Here is a 20,202-nt window from a genome sequence, read left to right as displayed (position 1 = left end):
TTTGTCCAAATATCCCCGCCGGAGGCGGACTTCCTACGCCGGCGGGGCCCAGAGCACGTCGTCGATCCGCGGCGCCCCGGTGGCCAGCATCACCAGCCGGTCGAAGCCCATCGCGATGCCCGAGGCCGGCGGCATGATCGCCAGCGCCGCCAGCAGCTCCTCGTCGATCGGATAGGTCTCGCCGTAGCGGCGCGCCTTCTCGACCATCTCGGCCTCGAAGCGGCGGCGCTGCTCGACCGGGTCGGTCAGCTCGCCGAAGCCGTTGGCCAGTTCCACCCCGCAGGCATACAGCTCGAACCGCTCGGCGGTGCGGGGATCGTCCGCCGCGCGCCGGGCCAGCGCGGCCTCGGGCGCGGGATAGCGGTCAAGGATCGTGACCCGACCGTGGCCCAGATGCGGCTCGACGCTCTCGCCCAGCACGCGCGACAGCATGTCCGACCAGCCGTCGTCGGCGTCGTGGCGGATGCCCGCGCGCGCAAGCTGCGCCGACAGCGCCGCGGCATCGGTGCCGCCCGCGCCGTCGCAGGTCGCCAGCAGGTCGATCCCGGCATGGCGCTGGAAGGCCTCGGCCACCGACAGGCGCTCGGGCGCGGCGAAGGGGTCGCAGGTGGCCTCGCGGAAGCGCAGCCGCGTGGCGCCCGTGGCCTCGGCCGCCAGCCGCAGGAAGGCCATGCAGTCGTCGAACAGCGCCTCGTAGGGCGCGTCGGCACGGTACCATTCCAGCATGGTGAACTCGGGCGCGTGCAGCGCCCCCCGCTCGCGGTTGCGCCAGACATGGGCGAAGGCGGCGATCCGGGTCTCGCCCGCGGCCAGCAGCTTCTTCATCGCGAATTCGGGGCTGGTGTGCAGGTAGCGCGTCCGCCCGACGCCGTCGTTGCCGATCTGCGTGGTGGCGAAGGCGTGCAGGTGGGTCTCGTTGCCGGGGCTGAGCTGCAGGCCCGCGGGATCGACCTCGGTGAAGCCCTGCTCGGCCAGCCACAGCCGCAGCCCGGCCTGGATCCGGTTGCGCGCCAGCAGCAGCGGCCGGCGGTCGGCATGGCGGGCGGGCGACCACCAGCGGTCATCGGTGTCGGTCATTGCGCCCTCGCATGGCTTAAGGCTGGAATTTTCGCGCAGGATCGGGTAGCGCCGGGGCCATCCGCCCGGGACTTAGCGCCGCGGGTGCCCGGCACACAAGGTTTCCTGAAGGAATTCGCCCGTGAAAGTCATCGCTTCCTCGCTTCGCAAGGGCAATGTCGTCGAGATGGACGGCAAGCTCTACGCCGTTCTCAAGGCCGAGAACTTCCACCCCGGCAAGGGCACGCCGACGACCTCGGTCGACATGCGCCGCATCTCGGACGGGGTGAAGGTCGCCGAGCGCTGGCGCACGACCGAGATGGTCGAGAAGGCCACCGTGGACGAGCGTGAATACGACTATCTCTACGACGACGCCGAGGGCTATCACTTCATGGAGCCCAACACCTACGAACAGCTCGCCGTCTCGGCCGATGTCGTGGGCGACGACAAGGTGTTCCTGAAGGAAGGCATCAAGGTCTACCTGCGCACCTACGAAGGCGTGGCGATCGCGATGGAACTGCCCGCCAAGGTCGTGGTCGAGATCGTCGAGACCGAGCCGGTCGTCAAAGGCCAGACCGCCTCGTCCTCCTACAAGCCCGCGATCGCCGACAACGGCGTGCGCGTGATGGTGCCGCCGCACATCGGCCCGGGCACCCGCGTGGTGATCAACACCGAAGACAACAGCTACCAGGGCCGCGAAAAGGACTGATCGCGTCCCCGATGGCCTGCCTTGGCGGCGTCCCTCCCGGCCGGGTGGGGCGCCGTTTCCGTTTCGCCGGGGGGCTTGGGGCAGGGGGCCTGCGGCGCGGCCCGCGGGCTGTGACCGGGTTCACCCGCCGGACCGGCGGCGCGGCCCCGTCGGGGCGCGCGCCTCAGTCGCGGGGCCAGGCCCGACCGTGGCGGTCGTAGTCGCGCCGCATCCGGTCGTACAGCCGGTCGAGATCGCGGCGCAGGTCGCGGTCGATCGGCGCGTCGCGCAGCAGCCGGCGGTTCGACAGGATGTAGGCCGTCAGCAGGTCGCTGTCGGACCATTCGGCCCCGCTGTCGAAGCCCTGCGGCGCACCGCCGCCGATGTGCCAGGTCTCGACGGTCGGCCGGCGGGCGGTGCGGGCCTCTTCGCGCGCCTCGGTCGCGCGCGCGGCGGCGGCGGCCTCTTCGGCGGCGGCGGTCTGTCGCTGCAGGTGGTCGCGCTGAAGGGTCGCGATCTCGTCGTCCACCATGCCCCGCGCCAGCCCGTCGTCGGCCACCGCGCCGAGCGCCGCCAGAAAGGCCGTGTCCAGCCGCAGGCAGTCGGTCGCGCGCGAGCCGCCGGTGGGCCCGAGCGTCGTGCGCTGGGTGTCGGTGAAGCGGATCGTGGTCGTGCCGCGGGTGACGATCACGGTGCCGGCCTCGGGCTCGGTCACCTCGAGGATGCGGCCGCCGTCGGTCAGGTCGCCGATGCCCTCGCCCGTCAGGGCCGACAGCGCGCCGTCGGATGCGCGGTGGAAGACATAGGGCGTCAGCGCCGTGCCGCCGTCGCGGCAGCCGTAGACGACATAGTCGGACAGCGGCGCAGGCGCCTCCTGCGCGGCGGCGGGCAGCGCGAGTGCTGCCGCGGCGGCGAGAAGGGCGGCGAGGGCAGGGGTGTGGGCAGGGGCATGGGGCGCGCGGGTCATGGCCCGAGCTTCGGGCGCGCGGGCCGGGCCGTCAAGACGGTGCCCGGCAGGCGTCGGCGCTGTGCGGCGGCGGGCACCAATGCGGGCGCCCGGGCCGGATCATCGCGGGGTCAGGCGTAGTAGCCGAACATCTGGTCCAGCGCCGACAGCGCCTTGACCGGCGCGGCCTGGGCCGCGGGCTCGGGGGTGAAATAGGCGGGCACGGCCAGCTCGGCGCTGCGGGCGGCGATGGCGGCCGCGGCTGCCGGGACGGTCTTGGGGTCGTGGAAGGTCATCATCTTCTCCGGTCCGGTTCCCCCCATGCCCCGCGAGATAGGCGACCGCGGCCGGCCCGACCACCGCTTATTGCGCAACCTTGCCTTGCCCGTGCTGCAACGCGGCATCGCTGGTGCCGAACCGGTCCAGCAGCCGCTGCGCCAGCGTCGCGTAGTCGCCGTCGAAATGGTGGCCGCCGGCGGTCTTCAGCTGCGCCACGCCGGCAAGCGCGGGATCGGTGCAGGCCGAGGCCTCGCCCTCCTTCTCGCCCCAGACGCACAGGGTGGTCGCCGGCGCGAGCCGCGCGATCGCGCCGGGGATGTCGGCGGCGCCCGACTGCATCCCCAGCCAGCCCGAGACGTGGATGCGGAAGTCGGTGGTGCGCCCGGGGGCAAGCAGCGCGGTCAGGCCGATGCGGTCGCGCTGGGCCTGCGGCAGCAGCGGCACGGCGAAGGGCAGGATGTCGGCGCCGAAGGAATAGCCGATCAGCATCACCGGCAGCTCATGCCCGGGATCTGCGGACTCGATCAGCCGCGACAGGTCGGCGGCGATGGTGCCGGGGGACTTCTGCGCCCAGAAGTAGCGCAGCGAATCGACGCCCAGCACGTGCAGCCCGTCCTTCTGCAGGATCTCGCCGATGCGCATGTCGATGTCGCGCCAGCCGCCGTCGCCGGAATAGATCACCGCCAGCGCCCGCGGCGCGGCGGCGGCGCCGGTCGCGTCCTGCGCCGGCAGGTCGGTCACCGGCAGCGCCGCGCCCTCGCCCCGCGGCGCCAGCCGGTCGAGCGCGGCGGTGATCTGCTCGGCCGGGGTGCCGGCATCGGGCTCGACCGTCAGGGTGTCGTTGCCCCCGGCCATGGCCTGGAAGCGGGCCAGGTCGCCGGCGCCGGCGAACAGGATCGCGCGGCCCTGCATCGGCGCGTCGAGCGCGGCCTCCCACGGACCGGCGGCGGTGCGGGTCATCGCGGGCACCGGGCAGAACGGGATCGGCATCTCGATGCGGTTGTCGAACCCCGCGCCGATCGCGCCGGTCAGCGTGTTCGCCGGCGCGTTGCCGAACGACAGGTAGGCCATCGTGGCGCCGGGGCCGGTGCCGGTGAAGATCGGCTGCAGGTAGTCGGTCATCCCCAGCGCCCGCTCGGCCGCGATCGCAAGGTCGCCGACATCGCCGGCCAGATAGACGCAGTCCTGCTTTTCGGCGATGGCGCGGGCGGCGACGGCCTTGCGGAAGCTCTCGGTGTCGACGGGCAGCACCACCGCGCCGGCCTGCACCAGCGCCCGCGGCACGCCGTCGTCGCCGTCGCTGAAATGCACCACCACCGCGCGGGGCGTGACACCCTTGGGCGGGGCATAGACGGGAATGTCCTGCAGCAGCCGCACCGAGACATGGGCCGCCGGGGCGGGCAGCGCCGCAGGCATCCGGCGCCAGAGGTCGAGCCCGACGCCGGCGAGCGCGATCAGGGCGATCCCCCCGAGCCCGGCGAGGGCGAGGCGGCGGCGGCTTGGGCGCATGGGGTGGTCTCCGGCAGCAGGCGGTTGGGCGGGACGGCTTGGGCGCGCGGCGGGCAGGCCCGGCCCCCGGTGTCGCGGCAAAAGATTACGGGAAGCTCACGGCGAGGATAAATGCGCGCAGTCCGCGGCGGATTTTCCGCCGCCCCGACACGCGAAGGGGGCCCCGAAGGGCCCCCATGTCTGCGGTGCGCCGGCCTGCGCGGGCCGGTCAGACCACGCGTTCGACCATCATGCGCTTGATCTCGGCGATGGCCTTGGCGGGGTTCAGGCCCTTGGGGCAGGTCTTGGCGCAGTTCATGATCGTGTGGCAGCGGTAGAGCTTGAAGGGATCTTCCAGCTCGTCCAGCCGCTCGCCGGTCGCCTCGTCGCGCGAGTCGATGATCCAGCGATAGGCGTGCAGCAGCGCCGCCGGGCCCAGATAGCGGTCCGAGTTCCACCAGTAGCTCGGGCAGGCGGTCGAGCACGAGGCGCACATGACGCATTCGTAGAGGCCATCAAGCTTCTTGCGGTCGTCGATCGACTGGCGCCACTCCTTGGCCGGCCGGTTGGTCTTGGTTTCCAGCCACGGCATGATCGAGGCGTGCTGGGCATAGAAGTGGGTCAGGTCCGGGATCAGGTCCTTGACCACCGGCATGTGCGGCAGCGGGTTGATCTTGACCGTCTCGCCATGCACCTCGTCGAGGCCGTAGATGCACGCCAGCGTGTTGATGCCGCCGATGTTCATCGCGCAGGAACCGCAGATGCCCTCGCGGCAGGACCGGCGGAAGGTCAGCGAGGGGTCGATCTCGTTCTTGATCTTGATCAGCGCGTCCAGGACCATCGGGCCGCACTTGTCCATGTCGACGAAATAGGTGTCGACGCGGGGGTTCTCGCCGTCGTCGGGGCTCCAGCGGTAGATCTGGAACTTGCGGACGTTCTTGCCGTCCGGCTTCGGCCAGGTCTTGCCGACGCGGATTTTCGAGTTCTTGGGAAGCGTGAGCTCAACCATTGGGGCGGTCCTTTCCAGTCGTTCCGGAAATCTGGCGGCCGGTCACTGCTGGCCGGAGGTCTGGCAGTTCGGGGATGAGGCGGGGGGCCAAGGCGTCAGCCCCCCATCTCGTAGAGTTGCCGGCTGGGATAGGCGCCGGACTTGCGCTGGACGCAGGCGGCATAGCCCGCGTTCGGGTCGGTGCCGCCGAGGTCGATGCCGGGGGCGACGTTCAGCTCGTAGTCCTGCGCCGGCTTGCCGTCGGACAGGCCGGCACGGACCGTGCCGCTGACCCAGGGCGCCGCGCCGCCGAAACGGTCGGCACAGAAGCGTTCGGCATCGGCGCGCGGGATCGGGCCGCAGGCCGCGAGCGTCGCCGCCGCGGCCGCCAGTCCCAGAAGGCCCGCGCGACCCTGCATCAGTAGACGCGCGCCTTGGGCGCGATCCGCTTCAGGTCGATGCCGCCGTCCTCGTGCTTGGTCAGCGGCTCGAGATGCACCGGGCGATAGGCCAGCTTGACCTCGGGGCCGTCGACCCAGGCCAGCGAGTGCTTGCGCCAGGTCTCGTCGTCGCGGTTCGGATAGTCCTCGTGCGCATGGGCGCCGCGGCTTTCCTTGCGCGCCTCGGCGCCGACGATGGTGGCCATCGCGTTCGGCATGAGGTTGGTCAGCTCCAGCGTCTCCATCAGGTCCGAGTTCCAGACGAGGCTGCGGTCGGTGACCTTCAGGTCGCCGACCTTGGCGGCGACGCCCTTCATCTTCTCGACGCCCTCGGCCAGGGTCTTGTCGGTGCGGAACACCGCCGCGTCGGCCTGCATCGTGCGCTGCATCTCGTCGCGCAGCACCGCCGTGGGCGTCGCGCCCGAGGCGTGGCGCAGACCGTCGAACCGGTCGAAGGCCTTGTCGATCGAGGCCTTGTTCAGCGCCGGGTTCGGGTCCGAGGCCTTGAGGATCTGGCCGGCCTTGATCGCGGCGGCGCGGCCGAAGACCACGAGGTCGATCAGCGAGTTCGAGCCCAGGCGGTTGGCGCCGTGCACGCTGGCGCAGCCGGCCTCGCCCACGGCCATCAGGCCCTCGAACACCGCGTCGGGGCTGCCCTCGGTCGGGTCCAGCACCTCGCCCCAGTAGTTCGTCGGGATGCCGCCCATGTTGTAGTGCACGGTCGGCAGCACCGGGATCGGCTGCTTGGTGACGTCGACGCCGGCGAAGATGCGCGCCGATTCCGAGATCCCCGGCAGGCGTTCATGCAGCGTTTCCGGCGGCAGGTGGTTGAGGTGCAGGAAGATGTGGTCCTTGTGCTCGCCCACGCCGCGGCCTTCGCGGATCTCCATCGTCATGCAGCGCGAGACGACGTCGCGCGAGGCGAGATCCTTGTAGGTCGGCGCGTAGCGTTCCATGAACCGCTCGCCTTCCGAGTTGGTCAGATAGCCGCCCTCGCCGCGGGCGCCTTCCGTGATCAGGCAGCCCGAGCCGTAGATGCCGGTCGGGTGGAACTGCACGAATTCCATGTCCTGCAGCGGCAGGCCGGCGCGCGCGACCATCCCGCCGCCGTCGCCGGTGCAGGTATGGGCCGAGGTGGCCGAGAAATAGGCCCGGCCATAGCCGCCGGTCGCCAGCACCACCATCTTGGCCGAGAACACGTGCATCGTGCCGTCGTCCAGCTTCCAGGCCAGCACGCCGACGCAGCGCTTGCCGTCGTCCGACATGATCAGGTCGATGGCGAAGTATTCGATGAAGAACTCGGCCTGCTGCTTGAGCGACTGGCCGTAGAGCGTGTGCAGGATCGCGTGGCCGGTGCGGTCGGCGGCGGCGCAGGTGCGCTGCACCGGCGGGCCCTCGCCGAATTCGGTCGTGTGGCCGCCGAAGGGGCGCTGGTAGATCTTGCCCTCTTCGGTGCGCGAGAAGGGCACGCCGTAGTGCTCCAGCTCGTAGACCGCGGCGGGGGCCGACCGCGCGAGGTATTCCATCGCGTCGGTGTCGCCCAGCCAGTCCGACCCCTTGACGGTGTCGTACATGTGCCACTGCCAGTTGTCGGGGCCCATGTTCGACAGCGAGGCGGCGATGCCGCCCTGCGCCGCGACCGTGTGCGAGCGGGTCGGGAAGACCTTGGTCACGCAGGCGGTGCGCAGACCCTGTTCCGCCATGCCCAGCGTTGCGCGAAGGCCCGAGCCCCCGGCGCCCACCACCACGACGTCATAGACATGCGTCTCGTATTCGTAAGCAGCCATCTTGACTATCCTTAGTTCGCGGGCGGCGCCTTACAGCGCCATCTTCACGAGGGCGAAGAGGCCCACGGCGGAGACCAGCCACGACAGGCTGATCACGGTGATGATCAGGCCCTTGCGCAGCGTGCCGCGCCAGTAGTCCTCGATCATCATGGTGGCGCCGGCGGCGAAGTGGCGCATCGAGACCACCAGGAACAGGGCGGTCCAGATCGCCCAGAACGGGTTGCCGAAGAAGGCGCGCACCTGGTCGTAATCCTTGCCCAGCGTCGCGCCGAAGCCGAAGACGAAGACCGGCGTCAGGATCGCCAGCGCCACGGCGCTGACCTGCATGTGCCAGTGATGCTCGGTCCCGGTGCCCGAGGCGCCGCGCCCCACGGCGCGCTTGCGATCGGTGATGTAGCGCATGTCGGGGCTCCTCAGACGATGATGGCGATGAGGATGGTCAGGATGACCGATCCGCCGACGCAGGCCCAGCCGAGCTTCTCGGCGGTGGGGATGTCGAGCCCGCGGCCCGCGTCATAGATCAGGTGCCGGATGCCGGCGAGGAAGTGGTAGCACAGGCCCCAGAGCGACAGGAACATGATCAGGTCGCCGAACCACGAGGTGACGAAGCCGTCGACCACGTCGAAATACTCTTGCGAGGTGGCGGCGGCGAGCATCCACCAGGTGCCGATCAGGAACGACACCAGCATCGCGTTGCCGGTGATCCGGGTCAGGATCGAGGTCACCGAGGTCAGTTGCGGGCGGTAGTACGGACCGATCATGAACGGCGAGATCGGGCGCTGCACCCTTTTTGGCTCTGCCATAATGTTCCCTCTTCGACTGGCGGGCTCGGCTGCCGGGGCCGCCGTGCCGGGCTGGGGTATCGCAGACCTGAATAGCGAAAAAATTCGCCAAGTCACGCGTGCCGTGCACCTGCGGCATGCGAAAGCGTACCGAAATCGCCGAATTTTGAAGTTTGTGATCACAGCGCGGCGTGCTGTGATCACGAAGGCCGCGGGTTTCGGCCTCTGCGGCGACTCGCCGCGCCCCGGCGGGGCGGGGCCGCGCCCGCCGCGCCGCGGTCAGGCCCGCGCCGGGACCAGATGCGGGCGGAAGGCCGCGACGACGGTCTCGTAGACCTGGCGCTTGAAGGGGACGATCGCGGCGATCATCTCGTCGGCGCCGATCCACTTCCACTCGGCGAATTCGGGGTGGTCGGTGGCGATGTTCACCTGCGCGTCGGTGCCGGTGAAGCGGAACAGATACCAGCGCTGCTTCTGGCCGCGGTACTTGCCGCCCCAGACCTTGCCCAGCAGGTCGGGCGGCAGGTCGTAGGTGACCCAGTCCTCGGTGCGGGCGACGAACTCGACGAGGTCGCCGGTGACGCCGGTCTCCTCCCACAGCTCGCGCAGGGCGGCCGCGCGTGAGCGCTCGCCGTCGTCGATGCCGCCCTGGGGCATCTGCCAGGCCGGCGGGGCGCCCGCGGGGCTGTCGATGCGCCGCCCGGCGAAGATCAGGCCGCGATCGTCGATCAGCATCACGCCGACGCAGGGGCGATAGGGTAGCTTGGCGGGGTCCTTGGTCATGGTCGGGCTCCGGGGCAGGGGATCACAGGCCGAGCAGCGCGGGCAGCTCGTCCATCCGGTGGAACACCCGCGCGCCGCGCTCGGCGAGTCTGCGGGCGGGGCCGGCATGGCCGCCGGCATGGCCGAAGCAGTCCATCCCGGCGGCGCGGGCGGCCTCGGCGCCGGTGGGGCTGTCCTCGACCACCGCGGCGCGGGCCGGCGCGACCCCCAGCGCGGCGGCGGCATGCAGGTAGAGGTCGGGCGCGGGCTTCGGCCGGCCCAGCTCCTGCCCCGAGTAGATGTGCGGCGCGAAGCGGTCGCGCAGGCGCGGGTGCTGGCCCAGCGTGATCTCCATCTTGCGCAGCGACCCGTTCGAGCCGATGGCATAGGGCACCCCCGCCGCGTCCAGCCGGTCGAGCAGCGCCTCGACCCCCGCGACCAGCGGCACCCCCTGCGCGAGCCGGGCATAGAGCCGGTCGTAGAAATCGTCGGGCCAGCCGTCGGGCAGCGGCACGCCCATCGCCCGGGCGCGCTCGAACACGCCGGGGATGGTGCCGCCGATGAAGGTCTCCTCGATCTCGGCATCCGACAGGGTCACGCCATGGGCGCGGAAATCGGCGATCATAAGCTCGAAGGCCGGCGGCTCGCTGTCGACGATCACGCCATCGCAGTCGAAAAGCACGGCATCATACTGGGGCATCAGGTCTCCTTGTGGCCGCCGGGGGCCGAGAGCAGGGTGACGATCGTGTCGCCGTAGCGGCGCTGGTCGAGCGCGGTGAACTGCGCGGGCGGGACGGGGGCTGTGCCCTCCTCCCAGACCACGAAGGCGCCGGGGGCGAGCCAGCCGCCCTCGAGGCACGACGCCAGCGCACGCTCGCCCAGGCCCTTGCCATAGGGTGGGTCGAGGAACACCAGCCCATAGCCCGGCCCGCGGTTCGGCCCCATCCGGGTCGCGTCGCGGCGCCAGACATCGGTGGTGCCCATGGCGCGCATCAGCTCGATGTTGCGCCGCAGCAGCGCCCGGGCGGCGGTGCCGTCGTCGACGAAGGCCACCCGCGCCGCGCCGCGCGACAGCGCCTCGAGCCCGAGCGCCCCGGTGCCCGCGAACAGGTCGAGCACCCGCGCCCCGCCGATCGGGTCGCCGTAGCCGCCGTTGACGATCAGGTTGAAGATCGACTCGCGCACCCGGTCCGTGGTCGGGCGCAGATGCGCGCCCGGGTCGCCCGCGCCGACCTCGGCCAGCTTCAGGCCCCGCCGTTCCCCGCCGACTATGCGCATCGCCCGGCCCTCACAGCAGCGCCTTCAGGTCGCGGTCCGGGTCGGCGACCTGGTCCGGGTCGGGCGATTTCCCGGCCTCGATCAGGCGCTTGCCGACCATGTAGGCGCGCGGCTCGTTCGCGGCGTCGACGGCGACCAGCCGGCCGTCGCGGTAGTACCAGAACGAGATGCCGGCGGTGCCGGGGCGGGTGACGACGCGGTCGTAGCCGGTGTTGAGCCCGGCGATCTGCAGCTTGACGTCGTACTGGTCCGACCAGAACCAGGGCTTGGGCAGATAGGGCACGGGCGTGCCCAGCATGTTGGCCGCCACCGCCTCGGCCATGTCGATCGCGTTGCCGACGCTTTCCAGCCGCAGCCGGCCGTCGCCATGGGCAAAGCTCGCGCAGTCGCCCGCGGCCCAGATCGCCGGGTCCGACGTCCGCCCGGTCGCGTCGCAGGCGATGCCGCCGACGCCGGTGGTGTCGATGGCCAGCCCCGCCGCCTCGGCCAGCGCGGTGTCGGGCGCGACGCCGATGCCCAGGATCACCAGGTCCGCCGCGATCTCGGTCCCGTCGGCAAGCCGCACCGCCGCGACCGCGGTCTCGCCCAGCAGGCGCTCGATCGGGGTGCTCTCGCGGATCTCGACGCCGTGGCGGGCATGCAGGTCGCGGAACCAGGCCGCGGTCTCGGCGCTGGCGACGCGGCCGAGGATGCGCGGCGCGGCCTCGATCAGGGTCACGCCCAGCCCCAGCTTCGCCGCCACCGCCGCCGCCTCGAGCCCGATGTAGCCGCCGCCGATGATCACCAGCCGCGCGCCCGGCCGCATCGCCGGGGCCATCGCGTCGACATCGGCGAGCGTGCGCACGGTGAAGACGCCCGCCAGCGCGCCGCCGATCGGGGCGGGCAGGGTGCGGGCGCGGGCGCCGGTCGCCACCAGCAGCTGGTCGTAGGGCAGGGCCTCGTCGCCGATCCGCAGCGCCTTCGCGCCGCGGTCGATCGCCGTCGCCGCCCGGCCCAGGCGCAGCGTCACCCCGTTGTCGTCCCAGAACGCCGGCGCGCGCAGCGTCAGCCGGTCCAGCGGCATCTCGCCCAGCAGATAGCCCTTCGACAGCGGCGGGCGCTGGTAGGGGGCGACGGGTTCGTCCCCGACAAGGGTCAGCGGGCCGTCATGGCCCAGCGCGCGCAGCTTGGCGGCGGCGGCGGCGGCGGCCTGGCCCGCGCCCAGAATGACGATGCTCTGCATCCGGTGGTCCCCGCCTGCGTGATCCCGCGACCCGCGCCGCGTCGTCGCGCTGGTCGCCTGTCGCGGCGGAGCCTATAACCGCCCTGACGGCAATGACAACGCGAGAGGACCGCGACATGACGATTTCCGTGGGGGCCACGCTGCCCGGGGCGACGCTGCTGAAGGTGGGCGACAAGGGCCCCGAGCCGGTGGACCTGGCCGCGCGGCTCAAGGGCCGGCGCGTGGTGATCTTCGCCGTGCCCGGCGCCTATACCGGCGTCTGCACCACCGCCCATGTCCCCAGCTTCGTGCGGACCCGGGACGCCTTCGCCGCCAAGGGCGTGGACGAGATCCTGTGCATCTCGGTCAACGATCCCTTCGTGATGAAGGCCTGGAGCGAGGCGACCGGCGCCGCGGCCGCGGGCATCGAGATGCTGGCCGATGCCGAGGGCGCCTTCACCACCGCGATCGGCATGGACTTCACCGCCCCGCCGGCGGGGCTGATCGGCCGCTCGAAGCGCTACGCGATGCTGGTCGAGGACGGCGTGGTCAAGGTGCTGCATGCCGAGGAAAGCCCGGGCGTCTGCGAGATGTCGGGCGGCGAGGCGATGCTCGAGGCGGTCTGAGCCGCCCGCGGGGCGCGTTCACCCCGGGAAGAAGGCTTCCGGCGCCCGCATCGCCGGAAGCGCCCGCATCCGGTCGAGCCATCCGGCCATCGCGACCGAGGGCGCGACCCCGGCGGCCTCGAGCCACTGGGCATAGCCCCAGACCGCGCAGTCGCCGATGCCCGGCGCCTCGCCATGCAGGAAGGGCGCGGCGCCCAGCAGCGCGGTGAAGCGCCGGCGGTCGGCGGCGAAGCGCATCGCCAGCCAGTCGACCGCGCCGGGCGGGAAGCCCGCGCCGCCGGTGCGCCGCGCCTCCTTCAGCTGCGGCAGGCACATGCCGATGCGGTTGGCCTCCCACATCAGAAGCTCGCGCCCGCGCCGCAGCCCGGCCGCGCTCTCGCCGCCGAGGCAGCCGAAGCGGGTCGCGATCTCCAGCAGGATGGCGCCCGACTGCACGTGCGCCACGCCGTCGATCATCAGCAGCGGCACCTCGGCGAAGGGGCTCGCGGCCAGGAAGGCCGCGGGCCGGCTCGCTGGCTCGGCCCAGATGTCGACCCGCTCGACCCGGTGCGCCAGCCCCGCCAGCGCGAGCGCGAGCGCCACCTTGCAGGCATGGCCGCTGTCGGGATGGCCGTAGAGCAGAAGGTCGGTCATGGGCGGTCTCCGGTCGCAACGCCGCCGACGGTCGCCCGCGCGGGCGCGCCCGTCAATGCGGCCCTTCGCATTGGCCGAAATATCCCGGGGGGCCGCGGGACGCGGCGGGGGCAGAGCCCCCTCCGGCGCAGGCCTGCCCGCGCCGGACGTCCCCGGTCTTGCCGCGCCGCGCCGGGCGCAAGGCCCGCCGCGCGGGGGGGGCGCTCAGGCGGCTGCCGCGCGGTCCGGGTCGCCGCCGGCCTCGCCGCCCTCGTGGAACACGGTGCGCGAGGGGAACGGGATCTCGATGCCGTTGGCGTCGAACTCCTCCTTGATGCGCTGCACCATCTCGCACTGCATCGACCACCAGTCGGCGCGGTTGGCCCAGACGCGGTAGGCGAAGTCGACCGAGCTGTCGTTCAGCGCCTTGACCTTGATGAAGGGGGCGGGCTCGGCCAGCACGCGCGGGTCGCTGGCGGCGATCCCTTCCAGCACCGCCTGCGCCTTCTTCAGGTCGCTGCGATAGCTGACGCCGATGGTCAGGTCGGTCATCCGCGTCGGGTTGGCCGAGAAGTTCTTGATCGGCTGCGACCAGACGTCGGAATTGGGCATGATGATCTGCAGCCCGTCGTAGGTCTTCATCTCGGTGTAGAACAGCGCGATCTCGACCACGGATCCCATCTGCCCGCCCGCATCGATGAAGTCGCCGACGCGGAAGGGGCGGAACATGACGATCATCACCCCCGCGGCCAGGTTCGACAGCGTGCCCTGCAGCGCAAGGCCGATGGCGAGGCCGGCGGCGCCGATCAGCGCCACGAGCGAGGTGGTCTGGATCCCGAAGCGGTTCAGCACGAAGATCGCGGCCATGGCCAGGATCACGTATTTCAGCAGGTTGCCGAGGAAGCCGAACAGCGTCGCGTCGACCCGCGGATAGCGCTTGGCGATCGCGTTCACCCGGCCCTTGGCCCAGCCGGAGACGACCAGGGCGACCATGATGATGACGAAGGCATAGACCACGTTCAGCGCCAGCGCGATCAGTGTCGCGATCCTGTCGTCGGTGATGAAGTTGTGCCAGTTCCAGTTCGTCAGATCCATCGTCGCTCCTTTCAGCGGGAAGGGGGTTTGCCCGGTCGGCGGGCGGCATGGGCCGGGGGCTAGAGGTCGGGCGCCTCGAGTTCAACCCCATGATCGTCCCGGATTTTCCGGGCATCGGTGCCGAGGGCGTCAAAAATGCGTGCAAGCGCCACGTCGCGCGCCGAAAGACCGTCGCAGTCATGCGTGGCCAGCGTCACGTCGACCGTGGCCCAGGTGTTGGACCATTCCGGGTGGTGGTCGGCCTTCTCGGCGGCGAGCGCGCAGCGGGTCATGAAGCCGAAGGCCTCGGAGAAGCTGGCGAAGACCCAGATCTTGCGGATCGCGTCGCGCCCCTCGATGCCGCGCCAGCCGCTGGCGGCAAGCGCGGGCAGGTCGCGGGCGCGTTCGTCCCAGCCAAGGGGGGTGATGGTCATCGGCGGTCCTCCGTGCCGTGGGGGCCGTGGGGGCCCCGGGAAGATCCGGCGGCCTCGGCCGCCAGAGCGTCGTCGAGCGCGGCCGCGCGGATGAAGGCGTCGCGGGCGGCGAGGCGGTCGTGATAGGCGCGGAAGGCCGGCCGCTCGGGCAGGATGCCGGTCATCATCGCGAAGCCGAGGCCCGCCCCGAGGTAGAGATCGGCGGCGGTGAAGCGGTCGTGGGTGACGAAGCGATGCTGCGCCAGCCAGCCCTCGAGCGTGTCGACCGTGCGCGCGAAGCTGCCGTAGCCCAGCATGCGCTCGCGCTCGGGCGGGGGCGTCCAGCCCATCGCGGCATTGGTGATCGCCTGTTCGAACGGGCCGGCGGCGAAGAACAGCCAGCGGTAGTAGGCGCCGCGCTCGGCCGGCGGCGGCGCGAGCCCGGCCGCGGGGAAGGCATCGGCGAGATAGGCGCAGATCGCCGCCGCCTCGGTCACCAGCGTCTCGCCGTGGCGCAGCGCGGGCACCTTGCGCATCGGGTTGACCGCCGCGAAACCGCCGGGGCCGATGCCCTGCGCCGCGGCGCCGGGGGCGGGGTCGTTGTAGGCCAGCACCTCGACCCGGTAGGGGGCGCCGGTCTCCTCGAGCATCCAGCGCGCGATCCGGCCGCGCGAGAGCGGATTGTGGTACAGCGTCAGTGTCATCGCCATCGTCGCGGGTCCCCGGGCATCCGTGCCGCGAAGGGTCAGTCCGTCTCGTCCGGACGGTCTGCGGGCCCGCCGCGGCGGAACGGCCCGTAGGCGGTCAGCACCTCGATCTCGTCGTCCGTGGCGCTGCGCTCGGCGTCGAGATAGCGCGCGACGGCCTTGCGGAAAGCGGGCTCGGCGATCCAGTGCAGCGAGTGGGTCGCGACCGGCAGGTAGCCGCGCGCCAGCTTGTGTTCGCCCTGCGCGCCGGCCTCGACCCGCGACAGGCCCTGCGCCAGCGCCCAGTCGATCGCCCGGTAGTAGCAGCATTCGAAATGCAGGAACGGGTGATCCTCGGTGCAGCCCCAGTAGCGGCCATAGAGCGTGTCGCGGCCGATGAAGTTCAGCGCCCCCGCGACCGGGCGGCCGTCGCGTTCGGCCAGCACCATCAGGATGTCGTCGCGCAGCGTGGCGTGGAATTCCGCGAAGGCGGCGCGGGTCAGGTAGGGCCGGCCCCACTTGCGGCTGCCGGTGTCCTGGTAGAAGGCCCAGAACGCGTCCCAGTGCGCGGGCTCGATCTCGTCGCCGGTCAGGGCGCGGATCGTGCCGCCGAAGGCCTGCGCCCGTTCGCGTTCCTTGCGGATCGCCTTGCGCTTGCGAGAGGACAGGTCGTCGAGGAAGGCCTGGAAATCGGGATAGCCGCGGTTGAGCCAGTGGTACTGCTGGGTCGTGCGGCGCAAGAGGCCCATCGCCTCGCCGGCGATCGCCTCGGCCTCGGTGCAGAAGGTGATGTGGGCCGAGGACAGCGCGTTGTCGCTGGCCACCCTGACCAGCGCCTGGGTCAGCGCCGAGAGGCCCGCGGCCTCGTCGCCGGGCCGGGTCAGGAAGCGCCGGCCGGTGGCAGGGGTGAAGGGCACCGCCGACTGCAGCTTGGGGTAGTAGTCGCCGCCCGCGCGTTCCAGCGCGTCGGCCCAGCCGTGGTCGAAGATGTATTCGCCCTGGCTGTGGCTTTTGGCATAGAGCGGCATCACCGCCATCACCCTGCCGTCCTTGCGGGCGACGAGGTGGCGCGGCGTCCAGCCGGTGCCGCGCCCGACCGAGCCCGACCGCTCGAGCGCCGACAGAAAGCGGTGGGTGGTGAACGGGTCGCGGGGCCGGCCGCCATCCGCGGTTTCGGGCGCGGCGCAGGCGTCCCATTCGTCGGCGGCGATGTCGCCGAGCGCTTCGAGCATCGAGATCTCGATCAGGTCGGGGCTGTCGGTCATAGGGTCCTTGCCGCGGCGGCGGGGGGGCCGGTCCGGTCATGTCGGTCTGGCCGGGCGGGGGAGCTGCGCGGGGGCGCGTGGCGGTGCCGGCCCGTGGAAGCTGCGCCCGGAATGGTGACAGGTCAAGCAATCTCGCGGTGGTGTGAGGCGGTGGCGGCGGCGGTGGTGGTCCCGGGGCGCCGCGCGGTGCCGCGGGGTGGGGGCGCTTTTCGGGATGCGCGGCCCCGCGCGCGGCCCTAATCTGGCGCCATGAGCGATCCCCGATTCATCCACCTGCGCGTCCACACCGAATATTCGCTGCTGGAAGGCGCCGTTCCCGCCAAGAAGCTGATCAAGACCGCGGTCGAGATGGGGATGCCCGCCGTCGCGGTCACCGACACCAACAACCTGTTCGCGGCGCTGGAATTCTCGGTCAACGCGCAGGGCGCGGGGCTGCAGCCGATCGTGGGCTGCCAGATCGACCTGGCCTATGACCCGCCGGCGCCGGGCGAGAAGCCGCGCGACCCGGCGGGGATCGTGCTGCTGGCGCAGGACGAGACCGGCTACGAGAACCTGATGCGGCTGAACAGCTGCCTGTATCTCGACGCGGGCGGCGAGCTGCCGCAGGTGTCGATGGCCGAGCTGGCCGAGTTCTCGGCCGGGATCATCTGCCTGTCGGGCGGGCCGGACGGGCCGCTGGGGCGGCTGTTGCGCAACGGCAGCGCCGCCAAGGCCCGCGCCCTGGTCGAGCGGCTGGCCGCGATCTATCCCGAGCGGCTGTACATCGAGCTGCAGCGCCACCCGGGCGAGGGCGGGCAGTACACCGAGGCCGAGCGCGCGACCGAGCGCCCCTCGGTCGAGCTGGCCTATGACCTGGGCCTGCCGCTGGTCGCGACCAACGACGTCTATTTCCCCAAGGCCGCGATGTACGAGGCGCATGACGCGCTGATCTGCATCGCCGAGGGCGCCTATGTCGACCAGCAGGAACCGCGCCGGCGGCTGACGCCGCAGCACTATCTCAAGACGCCCGAGGAGATGGCGGCGCTGTTCGCCGACCTGCCCGAGGCGCTGGAGACCACGGTCGAGATCGCGCGCCGCTGCGCCTTCGCCGCCTACAAGCGCAAGCCGATCCTGCCGAAATTCGCCGATGACGAGGTCGAGGAGCTGGAGCGCCAGAGCTGGGAGGGCCTGCGCGCCCGTCTGGCCGTGATCCCCCATGCCGCCCCGGTCGAGGAGTACGAGGCGCGGCTGAGGTTCGAGCTGGACATCATCCAGAAGATGGGCTTCCCGGGCTATTTCCTGATCGTGGCCGACTTCATCAAGTGGGGCAAGGACCAGGGCATCCCGGTGGGCCCGGGCCGGGGGTCGGGCGCGGGCTCGCTCGTGGCCTATGCGCTGACGATCACCGACCTCGATCCGTTGCGCTATGCGCTGCTGTTCGAACGCTTCCTGAACCCGGAACGGGTGTCGATGCCGGACTTCGACATCGACTTCTGCATGGACCGCCGCGAAGAGGTGATCCGCTACGTGCAGGAGAAGTACGGCCGCGACAAGGTGGGGCAGATCATCACCTTCGGCCAGCTGCTGTCCAAGGCGGCGGTGCGCGACGTGGGGCGCGTGCTGCAGATGTCCTTCGGCCAAGTCGACCGGCTGTCGAAGATGATCCCGGTCGAGGGGGTGAAGCCCGTCAGCATCGAGAAGGCGCTGGCCGACGAACCCCGCCTGCGCGAGGCCGCGAAATCCGAAGAGGTCGTGGCGCGGCTGCTGGACTATGCCCAGAAGGTCGAGGGGCTTTTGCGCAACGCCTCGACCCACGCGGCGGGCGTGGTGATCGGGGACCGGCCGCTCGACCGGCTGGTGCCGCTGTACCAGGACCCGCGGTCGGACATGCCGGCCACCCAGTTCAACATGAAATGGGTGGAACAGGCGGGGCTGGTGAAGTTCGACTTCCTCGGCCTGAAGACGCTGACGGTGATCCAGAACGCGATCTCGCTGATCCACAACTCGGGGCGCGACCTGCATGTCGGTCCCGGCGGGGACAGGCTTTACGCGCCGCCGGCGGGGGCGGAAAACGACATCGGGCACATCCCGCTCGACGACAAGGTGACCTACGAGCTTTACGCCAACGCCAAGACCGTCGCGGTCTTCCAGGTGGAAAGCTCGGGCATGATGGATGCGCTCAGGCGCATGAAGCCCACCTGCATCGAGGACATCGTGGCGCTGGTGGCGCTGTACCGCCCTGGCCCGATGGAGAACATCCCGGTCTATTGCGAGGTCAAGCACGGCACCCGGCCGCTCGAGTCGATCCACCCGACGATCGACCACATCCTGGCCGAGACCCAGGGCATCATCGTCTACCAGGAACAGGTGATGCAGATCGCGCAGGTCATGGCCGGCTACAGCCTTGGCGGCGCCGACCTTCTGCGCCGCGCCATGGGCAAGAAGATCGCCGAGGAGATGGCCAAGGAGCGCCCGAAGTTCATCGAAGGTGCCAAGGTCACCCATGGCGTGCCCGAGAAGAAGGCGGGTGAAGTCTTTGACCTGCTGGAGAAATTCGCGAACTACGGCTTCAACAAGAGCCATGCCGCGGCCTATGCGGTGGTCAGCTACCAGACCGCCTGGCTGAAGGCGAACCACCCGGTCGAGTTCATGGCCGGCGTGATGAACTGCGATATCCACCTGACCGACAAGCTGGCGATCTACAAGCGCGAGGTCGACCGGATGGGGATCGTGACCGAGCCGCCTTGCGTCAACCGTTCGCTTGCGACCTTCACGGTGAAGGACGGCAAGGTGCTTTATGCGCTGGGCGCGCTGAAGAACGTCGGCGTCGAGGCGATGAACCTGGTGGTGTCGGCGCGGATCGAGGGCGGGGTGGAGCGGCCGTTCCGCAACCTGTTCGACTTCGCGCGGCGCGCCGACCTGAAGCGGGTGGGCAAGCGGCCGCTGGAGATGCTGGCCAAGGCCGGGGCCTTCGACCGGATGGACCCGAACCGGCGCCGGGTGCTGGACAGCCTCGACGCGCTGGTGGCCTATTCGGCGGCGGTGCACGAGGCGGCGAGCTCGGCGCAGGTGTCGCTGTTCGGCGAGGGCGGCGACGACCTGCCCGAGCCGCGGCTGGCGCCGGGCGACGACTGGCTGCCGGCCGAGCGGCTGGCGCAGGAGCACAACGCGGTCGGCTTCTACCTGACCGGCCATCCGCTGGATGATTACATGCCGGCGCTGCGGCGGAAAAAGGTGTTGTCCCTGCAGGAGTTGACCGATGAATGCCAGGCCGGGCCGCGGGTGGCGAAGCTGGCGGGCACGGTCAGTTCGCGGCAGGAACGCAAGTCGGCCAAGGGCAACCGCTTCGCCTTCGTGCAGCTGTCGGACCCGACCGGGCTTTACGAGGTGACGGTGTTTTCCGACACGCTCGAGGCGGCGCGGCAGTACCTGGAAACCGGGATGGCGGTGGTGCTGACGGTCGAGGCCAACCTCGAGGGCGACACGCTGAAGCTGCTGGCGCGGGCGGCGCAGCCGATCGACGCGGTCGCGGCCGAGGCGGGCAGCGCGGGGCTGCGCATCCACATCGACACCACCGCCGCCGTCGCCTCGGTCGCGGCGCTGTTCGAGCGGGTCCGGTCCGAGGCCAAGGCCCGGGCGGGGCGGGGGCCGGTGAGCTTCTGCGTCGAGGACCCGGGCACCGGCAACGAGATCGAGATCGCGCTGCCGGGCGAGATGCCGCTCAATCCGCAGATCAAGGGCGCGCTGAAGGCGATCACCGGGGTCATCGCGGTCGAGGAGCTGTAAGGAGCTGGGCGCGCTTGGAAATCGGGGGGTGACTTGCGTGCGCCCCCCGTGCACCCCCTGTACACC

21 protein-coding genes are annotated in these 20,202 nt (G+C 71.1%); 3 read left to right on the top strand and 18 right to left on the bottom strand.

What is annotated here, in order from left to right:
* Positions 1-33: 33 nt before the first annotated feature.
* Entirely contained in the window at positions 34-1,077 is a 1,044-nt protein-coding gene (epmA, locus tag V8J39_RS10350) for an EF-P lysine aminoacylase EpmA (RefSeq protein WP_336460802.1), read from the bottom strand.
* Between the two features lie 121 nt (positions 1,078-1,198).
* Between epmA and efp the strand changes: the two genes are divergently transcribed.
* The gene (efp, locus tag V8J39_RS10345) at positions 1,199-1,765 is read left to right on the top strand and encodes an elongation factor P (RefSeq protein WP_336460801.1); all 567 of its coding nucleotides are present in this window, start codon (positions 1,199-1,201) and stop codon (positions 1,763-1,765) included.
* 163 nt (positions 1,766-1,928) lie between these two features.
* Here efp and V8J39_RS10340 read toward each other — a convergent pair whose 3' ends face one another.
* The 12 genes from V8J39_RS10340 to V8J39_RS10285 all read right to left on the bottom strand — a co-directional run bounded on the left by V8J39_RS10340 (position 1,929) and on the right by V8J39_RS10285 (position 11,716).
* Positions 1,929-2,711 (bottom strand): hypothetical protein, encoded by a 783-nt coding sequence (locus V8J39_RS10340; protein ID WP_336460800.1) that lies wholly within the window; start codon positions 2,709-2,711, stop codon positions 1,929-1,931.
* Positions 2,712-2,821: 110 nt separating this feature from the next.
* Entirely contained in the window at positions 2,822-2,986 is a 165-nt protein-coding gene (locus V8J39_RS10335; protein ID WP_336460799.1) for a hypothetical protein, read from the bottom strand.
* A 67-nt stretch (positions 2,987-3,053) separates the two neighbouring features.
* A complete protein-coding gene (locus V8J39_RS10330) occupies positions 3,054-4,478 on the bottom strand; it encodes an AcvB/VirJ family lysyl-phosphatidylglycerol hydrolase (RefSeq protein WP_336460798.1) in 1,425 nt (474 codons plus the stop codon).
* Positions 4,479-4,686: 208 nt separating this feature from the next.
* Positions 4,687-5,466 (bottom strand): succinate dehydrogenase iron-sulfur subunit, encoded by a 780-nt coding sequence (locus V8J39_RS10325; protein ID WP_336460797.1) that lies wholly within the window; start codon positions 5,464-5,466, stop codon positions 4,687-4,689.
* A gap of 95 nt (positions 5,467-5,561) precedes the next feature.
* Positions 5,562-5,864, bottom strand: coding sequence for a hypothetical protein (locus V8J39_RS10320; protein ID WP_336460796.1), 303 nt, complete (start codon positions 5,862-5,864; stop codon positions 5,562-5,564).
* Positions 5,864-7,672 carry a succinate dehydrogenase flavoprotein subunit gene (sdhA, locus tag V8J39_RS10315; RefSeq protein ID WP_336460795.1) on the bottom strand — a complete coding sequence of 603 codons (1,809 nt, stop codon included), beginning with the start codon at positions 7,670-7,672 and terminating at the stop codon, positions 5,864-5,866. The genes V8J39_RS10320 and sdhA overlap by 1 nt, the downstream gene beginning before the upstream one ends.
* A gap of 30 nt (positions 7,673-7,702) precedes the next feature.
* The gene (gene sdhD / locus V8J39_RS10310) at positions 7,703-8,074 is read right to left on the bottom strand and encodes a succinate dehydrogenase, hydrophobic membrane anchor protein (protein ID WP_336460794.1); all 372 of its coding nucleotides are present in this window, start codon (positions 8,072-8,074) and stop codon (positions 7,703-7,705) included.
* 11 nt (positions 8,075-8,085) lie between these two features.
* Positions 8,086-8,475, bottom strand: coding sequence for a succinate dehydrogenase, cytochrome b556 subunit (gene sdhC, locus V8J39_RS10305; protein WP_336460793.1), 390 nt, complete (start codon positions 8,473-8,475; stop codon positions 8,086-8,088).
* A 258-nt stretch (positions 8,476-8,733) separates the two neighbouring features.
* Positions 8,734-9,237 carry an RNA pyrophosphohydrolase gene (locus V8J39_RS10300; protein ID WP_336460792.1) on the bottom strand — a complete coding sequence of 168 codons (504 nt, stop codon included), beginning with the start codon at positions 9,235-9,237 and terminating at the stop codon, positions 8,734-8,736.
* A gap of 22 nt (positions 9,238-9,259) precedes the next feature.
* Entirely contained in the window at positions 9,260-9,916 is a 657-nt protein-coding gene (locus tag V8J39_RS10295; protein ID WP_336460791.1) for an HAD family hydrolase, read from the bottom strand.
* A complete protein-coding gene (gene rsmD / locus V8J39_RS10290; protein ID WP_336460790.1) occupies positions 9,916-10,494 on the bottom strand; it encodes a 16S rRNA (guanine(966)-N(2))-methyltransferase RsmD in 579 nt (192 codons plus the stop codon). Before rsmD ends, V8J39_RS10295 begins: the two co-directional genes overlap by 1 nt.
* A gap of 10 nt (positions 10,495-10,504) precedes the next feature.
* Positions 10,505-11,716: an NAD(P)/FAD-dependent oxidoreductase gene (locus V8J39_RS10285; RefSeq protein ID WP_336460789.1), complete on the bottom strand. Its 1,212-nt coding sequence runs from the start codon at positions 11,714-11,716 to the stop codon at positions 10,505-10,507.
* Between the two features lie 116 nt (positions 11,717-11,832).
* Here V8J39_RS10285 and V8J39_RS10280 point away from each other — a divergent pair, with 116 nt between their 5' ends.
* On the top strand, positions 11,833-12,321 hold the full coding sequence (locus V8J39_RS10280) for a peroxiredoxin (RefSeq protein WP_336460788.1): 489 nt from the start codon (positions 11,833-11,835) through the stop codon (positions 12,319-12,321).
* Between the two features lie 18 nt (positions 12,322-12,339).
* Here the strand turns inward: V8J39_RS10280 and V8J39_RS10275 are convergent, their stop codons facing one another.
* The 5 genes from V8J39_RS10275 to V8J39_RS10255 all read right to left on the bottom strand — a co-directional run bounded on the left by V8J39_RS10275 (position 12,340) and on the right by V8J39_RS10255 (position 16,371).
* Positions 12,340-12,954: a glutathione S-transferase family protein gene (locus tag V8J39_RS10275; protein WP_336460787.1), complete on the bottom strand. Its 615-nt coding sequence runs from the start codon at positions 12,952-12,954 to the stop codon at positions 12,340-12,342.
* A gap of 204 nt (positions 12,955-13,158) precedes the next feature.
* Positions 13,159-14,028 (bottom strand): mechanosensitive ion channel family protein, encoded by an 870-nt coding sequence (locus tag V8J39_RS10270; protein WP_336460786.1) that lies wholly within the window; start codon positions 14,026-14,028, stop codon positions 13,159-13,161.
* Positions 14,029-14,087: 59 nt separating this feature from the next.
* A complete protein-coding gene (locus tag V8J39_RS10265) occupies positions 14,088-14,441 on the bottom strand; it encodes a 4a-hydroxytetrahydrobiopterin dehydratase (RefSeq protein ID WP_336460785.1) in 354 nt (117 codons plus the stop codon).
* A complete protein-coding gene (locus V8J39_RS10260; protein ID WP_336460784.1) occupies positions 14,438-15,130 on the bottom strand; it encodes a glutathione S-transferase family protein in 693 nt (230 codons plus the stop codon). Before V8J39_RS10260 ends, V8J39_RS10265 begins: the two co-directional genes overlap by 4 nt.
* A 35-nt stretch (positions 15,131-15,165) precedes the next feature.
* Positions 15,166-16,371, bottom strand: a complete 1,206-nt coding sequence (locus tag V8J39_RS10255) for a GNAT family N-acetyltransferase (RefSeq protein WP_336460783.1) — start codon at positions 16,369-16,371, stop codon at positions 15,166-15,168.
* 249 nt (positions 16,372-16,620) lie between these two features.
* Between V8J39_RS10255 and dnaE the strand changes: the two genes are divergently transcribed.
* Positions 16,621-20,136: a DNA polymerase III subunit alpha gene (dnaE, locus tag V8J39_RS10250; protein ID WP_336460782.1), complete on the top strand. Its 3,516-nt coding sequence runs from the start codon at positions 16,621-16,623 to the stop codon at positions 20,134-20,136.
* Positions 20,137-20,202: the final 66 nt, after the last annotated feature.

Source organism: Frigidibacter sp. MR17.24 (genome assembly GCF_037095655.1).
GTDB lineage: Bacteria > Pseudomonadota > Alphaproteobacteria > Rhodobacterales > Rhodobacteraceae > Frigidibacter.
Note: the sequence above shows the minus strand (reverse complement) of the source record. Positions and strands in the feature narration are given on the sequence as shown.

What these genes read in the sequence shown, in the direction of transcription:
- V8J39_RS10255 (WP_336460783.1), bottom strand. Translation starts at nt 16,371, where the DNA reads ATGACCGACAGCCCCGACCTGATCGAGATCTCGATGCTCGAAGCGCTC.
- V8J39_RS10270 (WP_336460786.1), bottom strand. Translation starts at nt 14,028, where the DNA reads ATGGATCTGACGAACTGGAACTGGCACAACTTCATCACCGACGACAGG.
- sdhD (WP_336460794.1), bottom strand. Translation starts at nt 8,074, where the DNA reads ATGCGCTACATCACCGATCGCAAGCGCGCCGTGGGGCGCGGCGCCTCG.
- V8J39_RS10280 (WP_336460788.1), top strand. Translation starts at nt 11,833, where the DNA reads ATGACGATTTCCGTGGGGGCCACGCTGCCCGGGGCGACGCTGCTGAAG.
- rsmD (WP_336460790.1), bottom strand. Translation starts at nt 10,494, where the DNA reads ATGCGCATAGTCGGCGGGGAACGGCGGGGCCTGAAGCTGGCCGAGGTC.
- V8J39_RS10300 (WP_336460792.1), bottom strand. Translation starts at nt 9,237, where the DNA reads ATGACCAAGGACCCCGCCAAGCTACCCTATCGCCCCTGCGTCGGCGTG.
- V8J39_RS10275 (WP_336460787.1), bottom strand. Translation starts at nt 12,954, where the DNA reads ATGACCGACCTTCTGCTCTACGGCCATCCCGACAGCGGCCATGCCTGC.
- V8J39_RS10295 (WP_336460791.1), bottom strand. Translation starts at nt 9,916, where the DNA reads ATGCCCCAGTATGATGCCGTGCTTTTCGACTGCGATGGCGTGATCGTC.
- V8J39_RS10325 (WP_336460797.1), bottom strand. Translation starts at nt 5,466, where the DNA reads ATGGTTGAGCTCACGCTTCCCAAGAACTCGAAAATCCGCGTCGGCAAG.
- V8J39_RS10320 (WP_336460796.1), bottom strand. Translation starts at nt 5,864, where the DNA reads ATGCAGGGTCGCGCGGGCCTTCTGGGACTGGCGGCCGCGGCGGCGACG.
- sdhA (WP_336460795.1), bottom strand. Translation starts at nt 7,672, where the DNA reads ATGGCTGCTTACGAATACGAGACGCATGTCTATGACGTCGTGGTGGTG.
- dnaE (WP_336460782.1), top strand. Translation starts at nt 16,621, where the DNA reads ATGAGCGATCCCCGATTCATCCACCTGCGCGTCCACACCGAATATTCG.
- sdhC (WP_336460793.1), bottom strand. Translation starts at nt 8,475, where the DNA reads ATGGCAGAGCCAAAAAGGGTGCAGCGCCCGATCTCGCCGTTCATGATC.
- V8J39_RS10335 (WP_336460799.1), bottom strand. Translation starts at nt 2,986, where the DNA reads ATGACCTTCCACGACCCCAAGACCGTCCCGGCAGCCGCGGCCGCCATC.
- epmA (WP_336460802.1), bottom strand. Translation starts at nt 1,077, where the DNA reads ATGACCGACACCGATGACCGCTGGTGGTCGCCCGCCCGCCATGCCGAC.
- V8J39_RS10285 (WP_336460789.1), bottom strand. Translation starts at nt 11,716, where the DNA reads ATGCAGAGCATCGTCATTCTGGGCGCGGGCCAGGCCGCCGCCGCCGCC.
- V8J39_RS10265 (WP_336460785.1), bottom strand. Translation starts at nt 14,441, where the DNA reads ATGACCATCACCCCCCTTGGCTGGGACGAACGCGCCCGCGACCTGCCC.
- V8J39_RS10330 (WP_336460798.1), bottom strand. Translation starts at nt 4,478, where the DNA reads ATGCGCCCAAGCCGCCGCCGCCTCGCCCTCGCCGGGCTCGGGGGGATC.
- V8J39_RS10340 (WP_336460800.1), bottom strand. Translation starts at nt 2,711, where the DNA reads ATGACCCGCGCGCCCCATGCCCCTGCCCACACCCCTGCCCTCGCCGCC.
- V8J39_RS10260 (WP_336460784.1), bottom strand. Translation starts at nt 15,130, where the DNA reads ATGGCGATGACACTGACGCTGTACCACAATCCGCTCTCGCGCGGCCGG.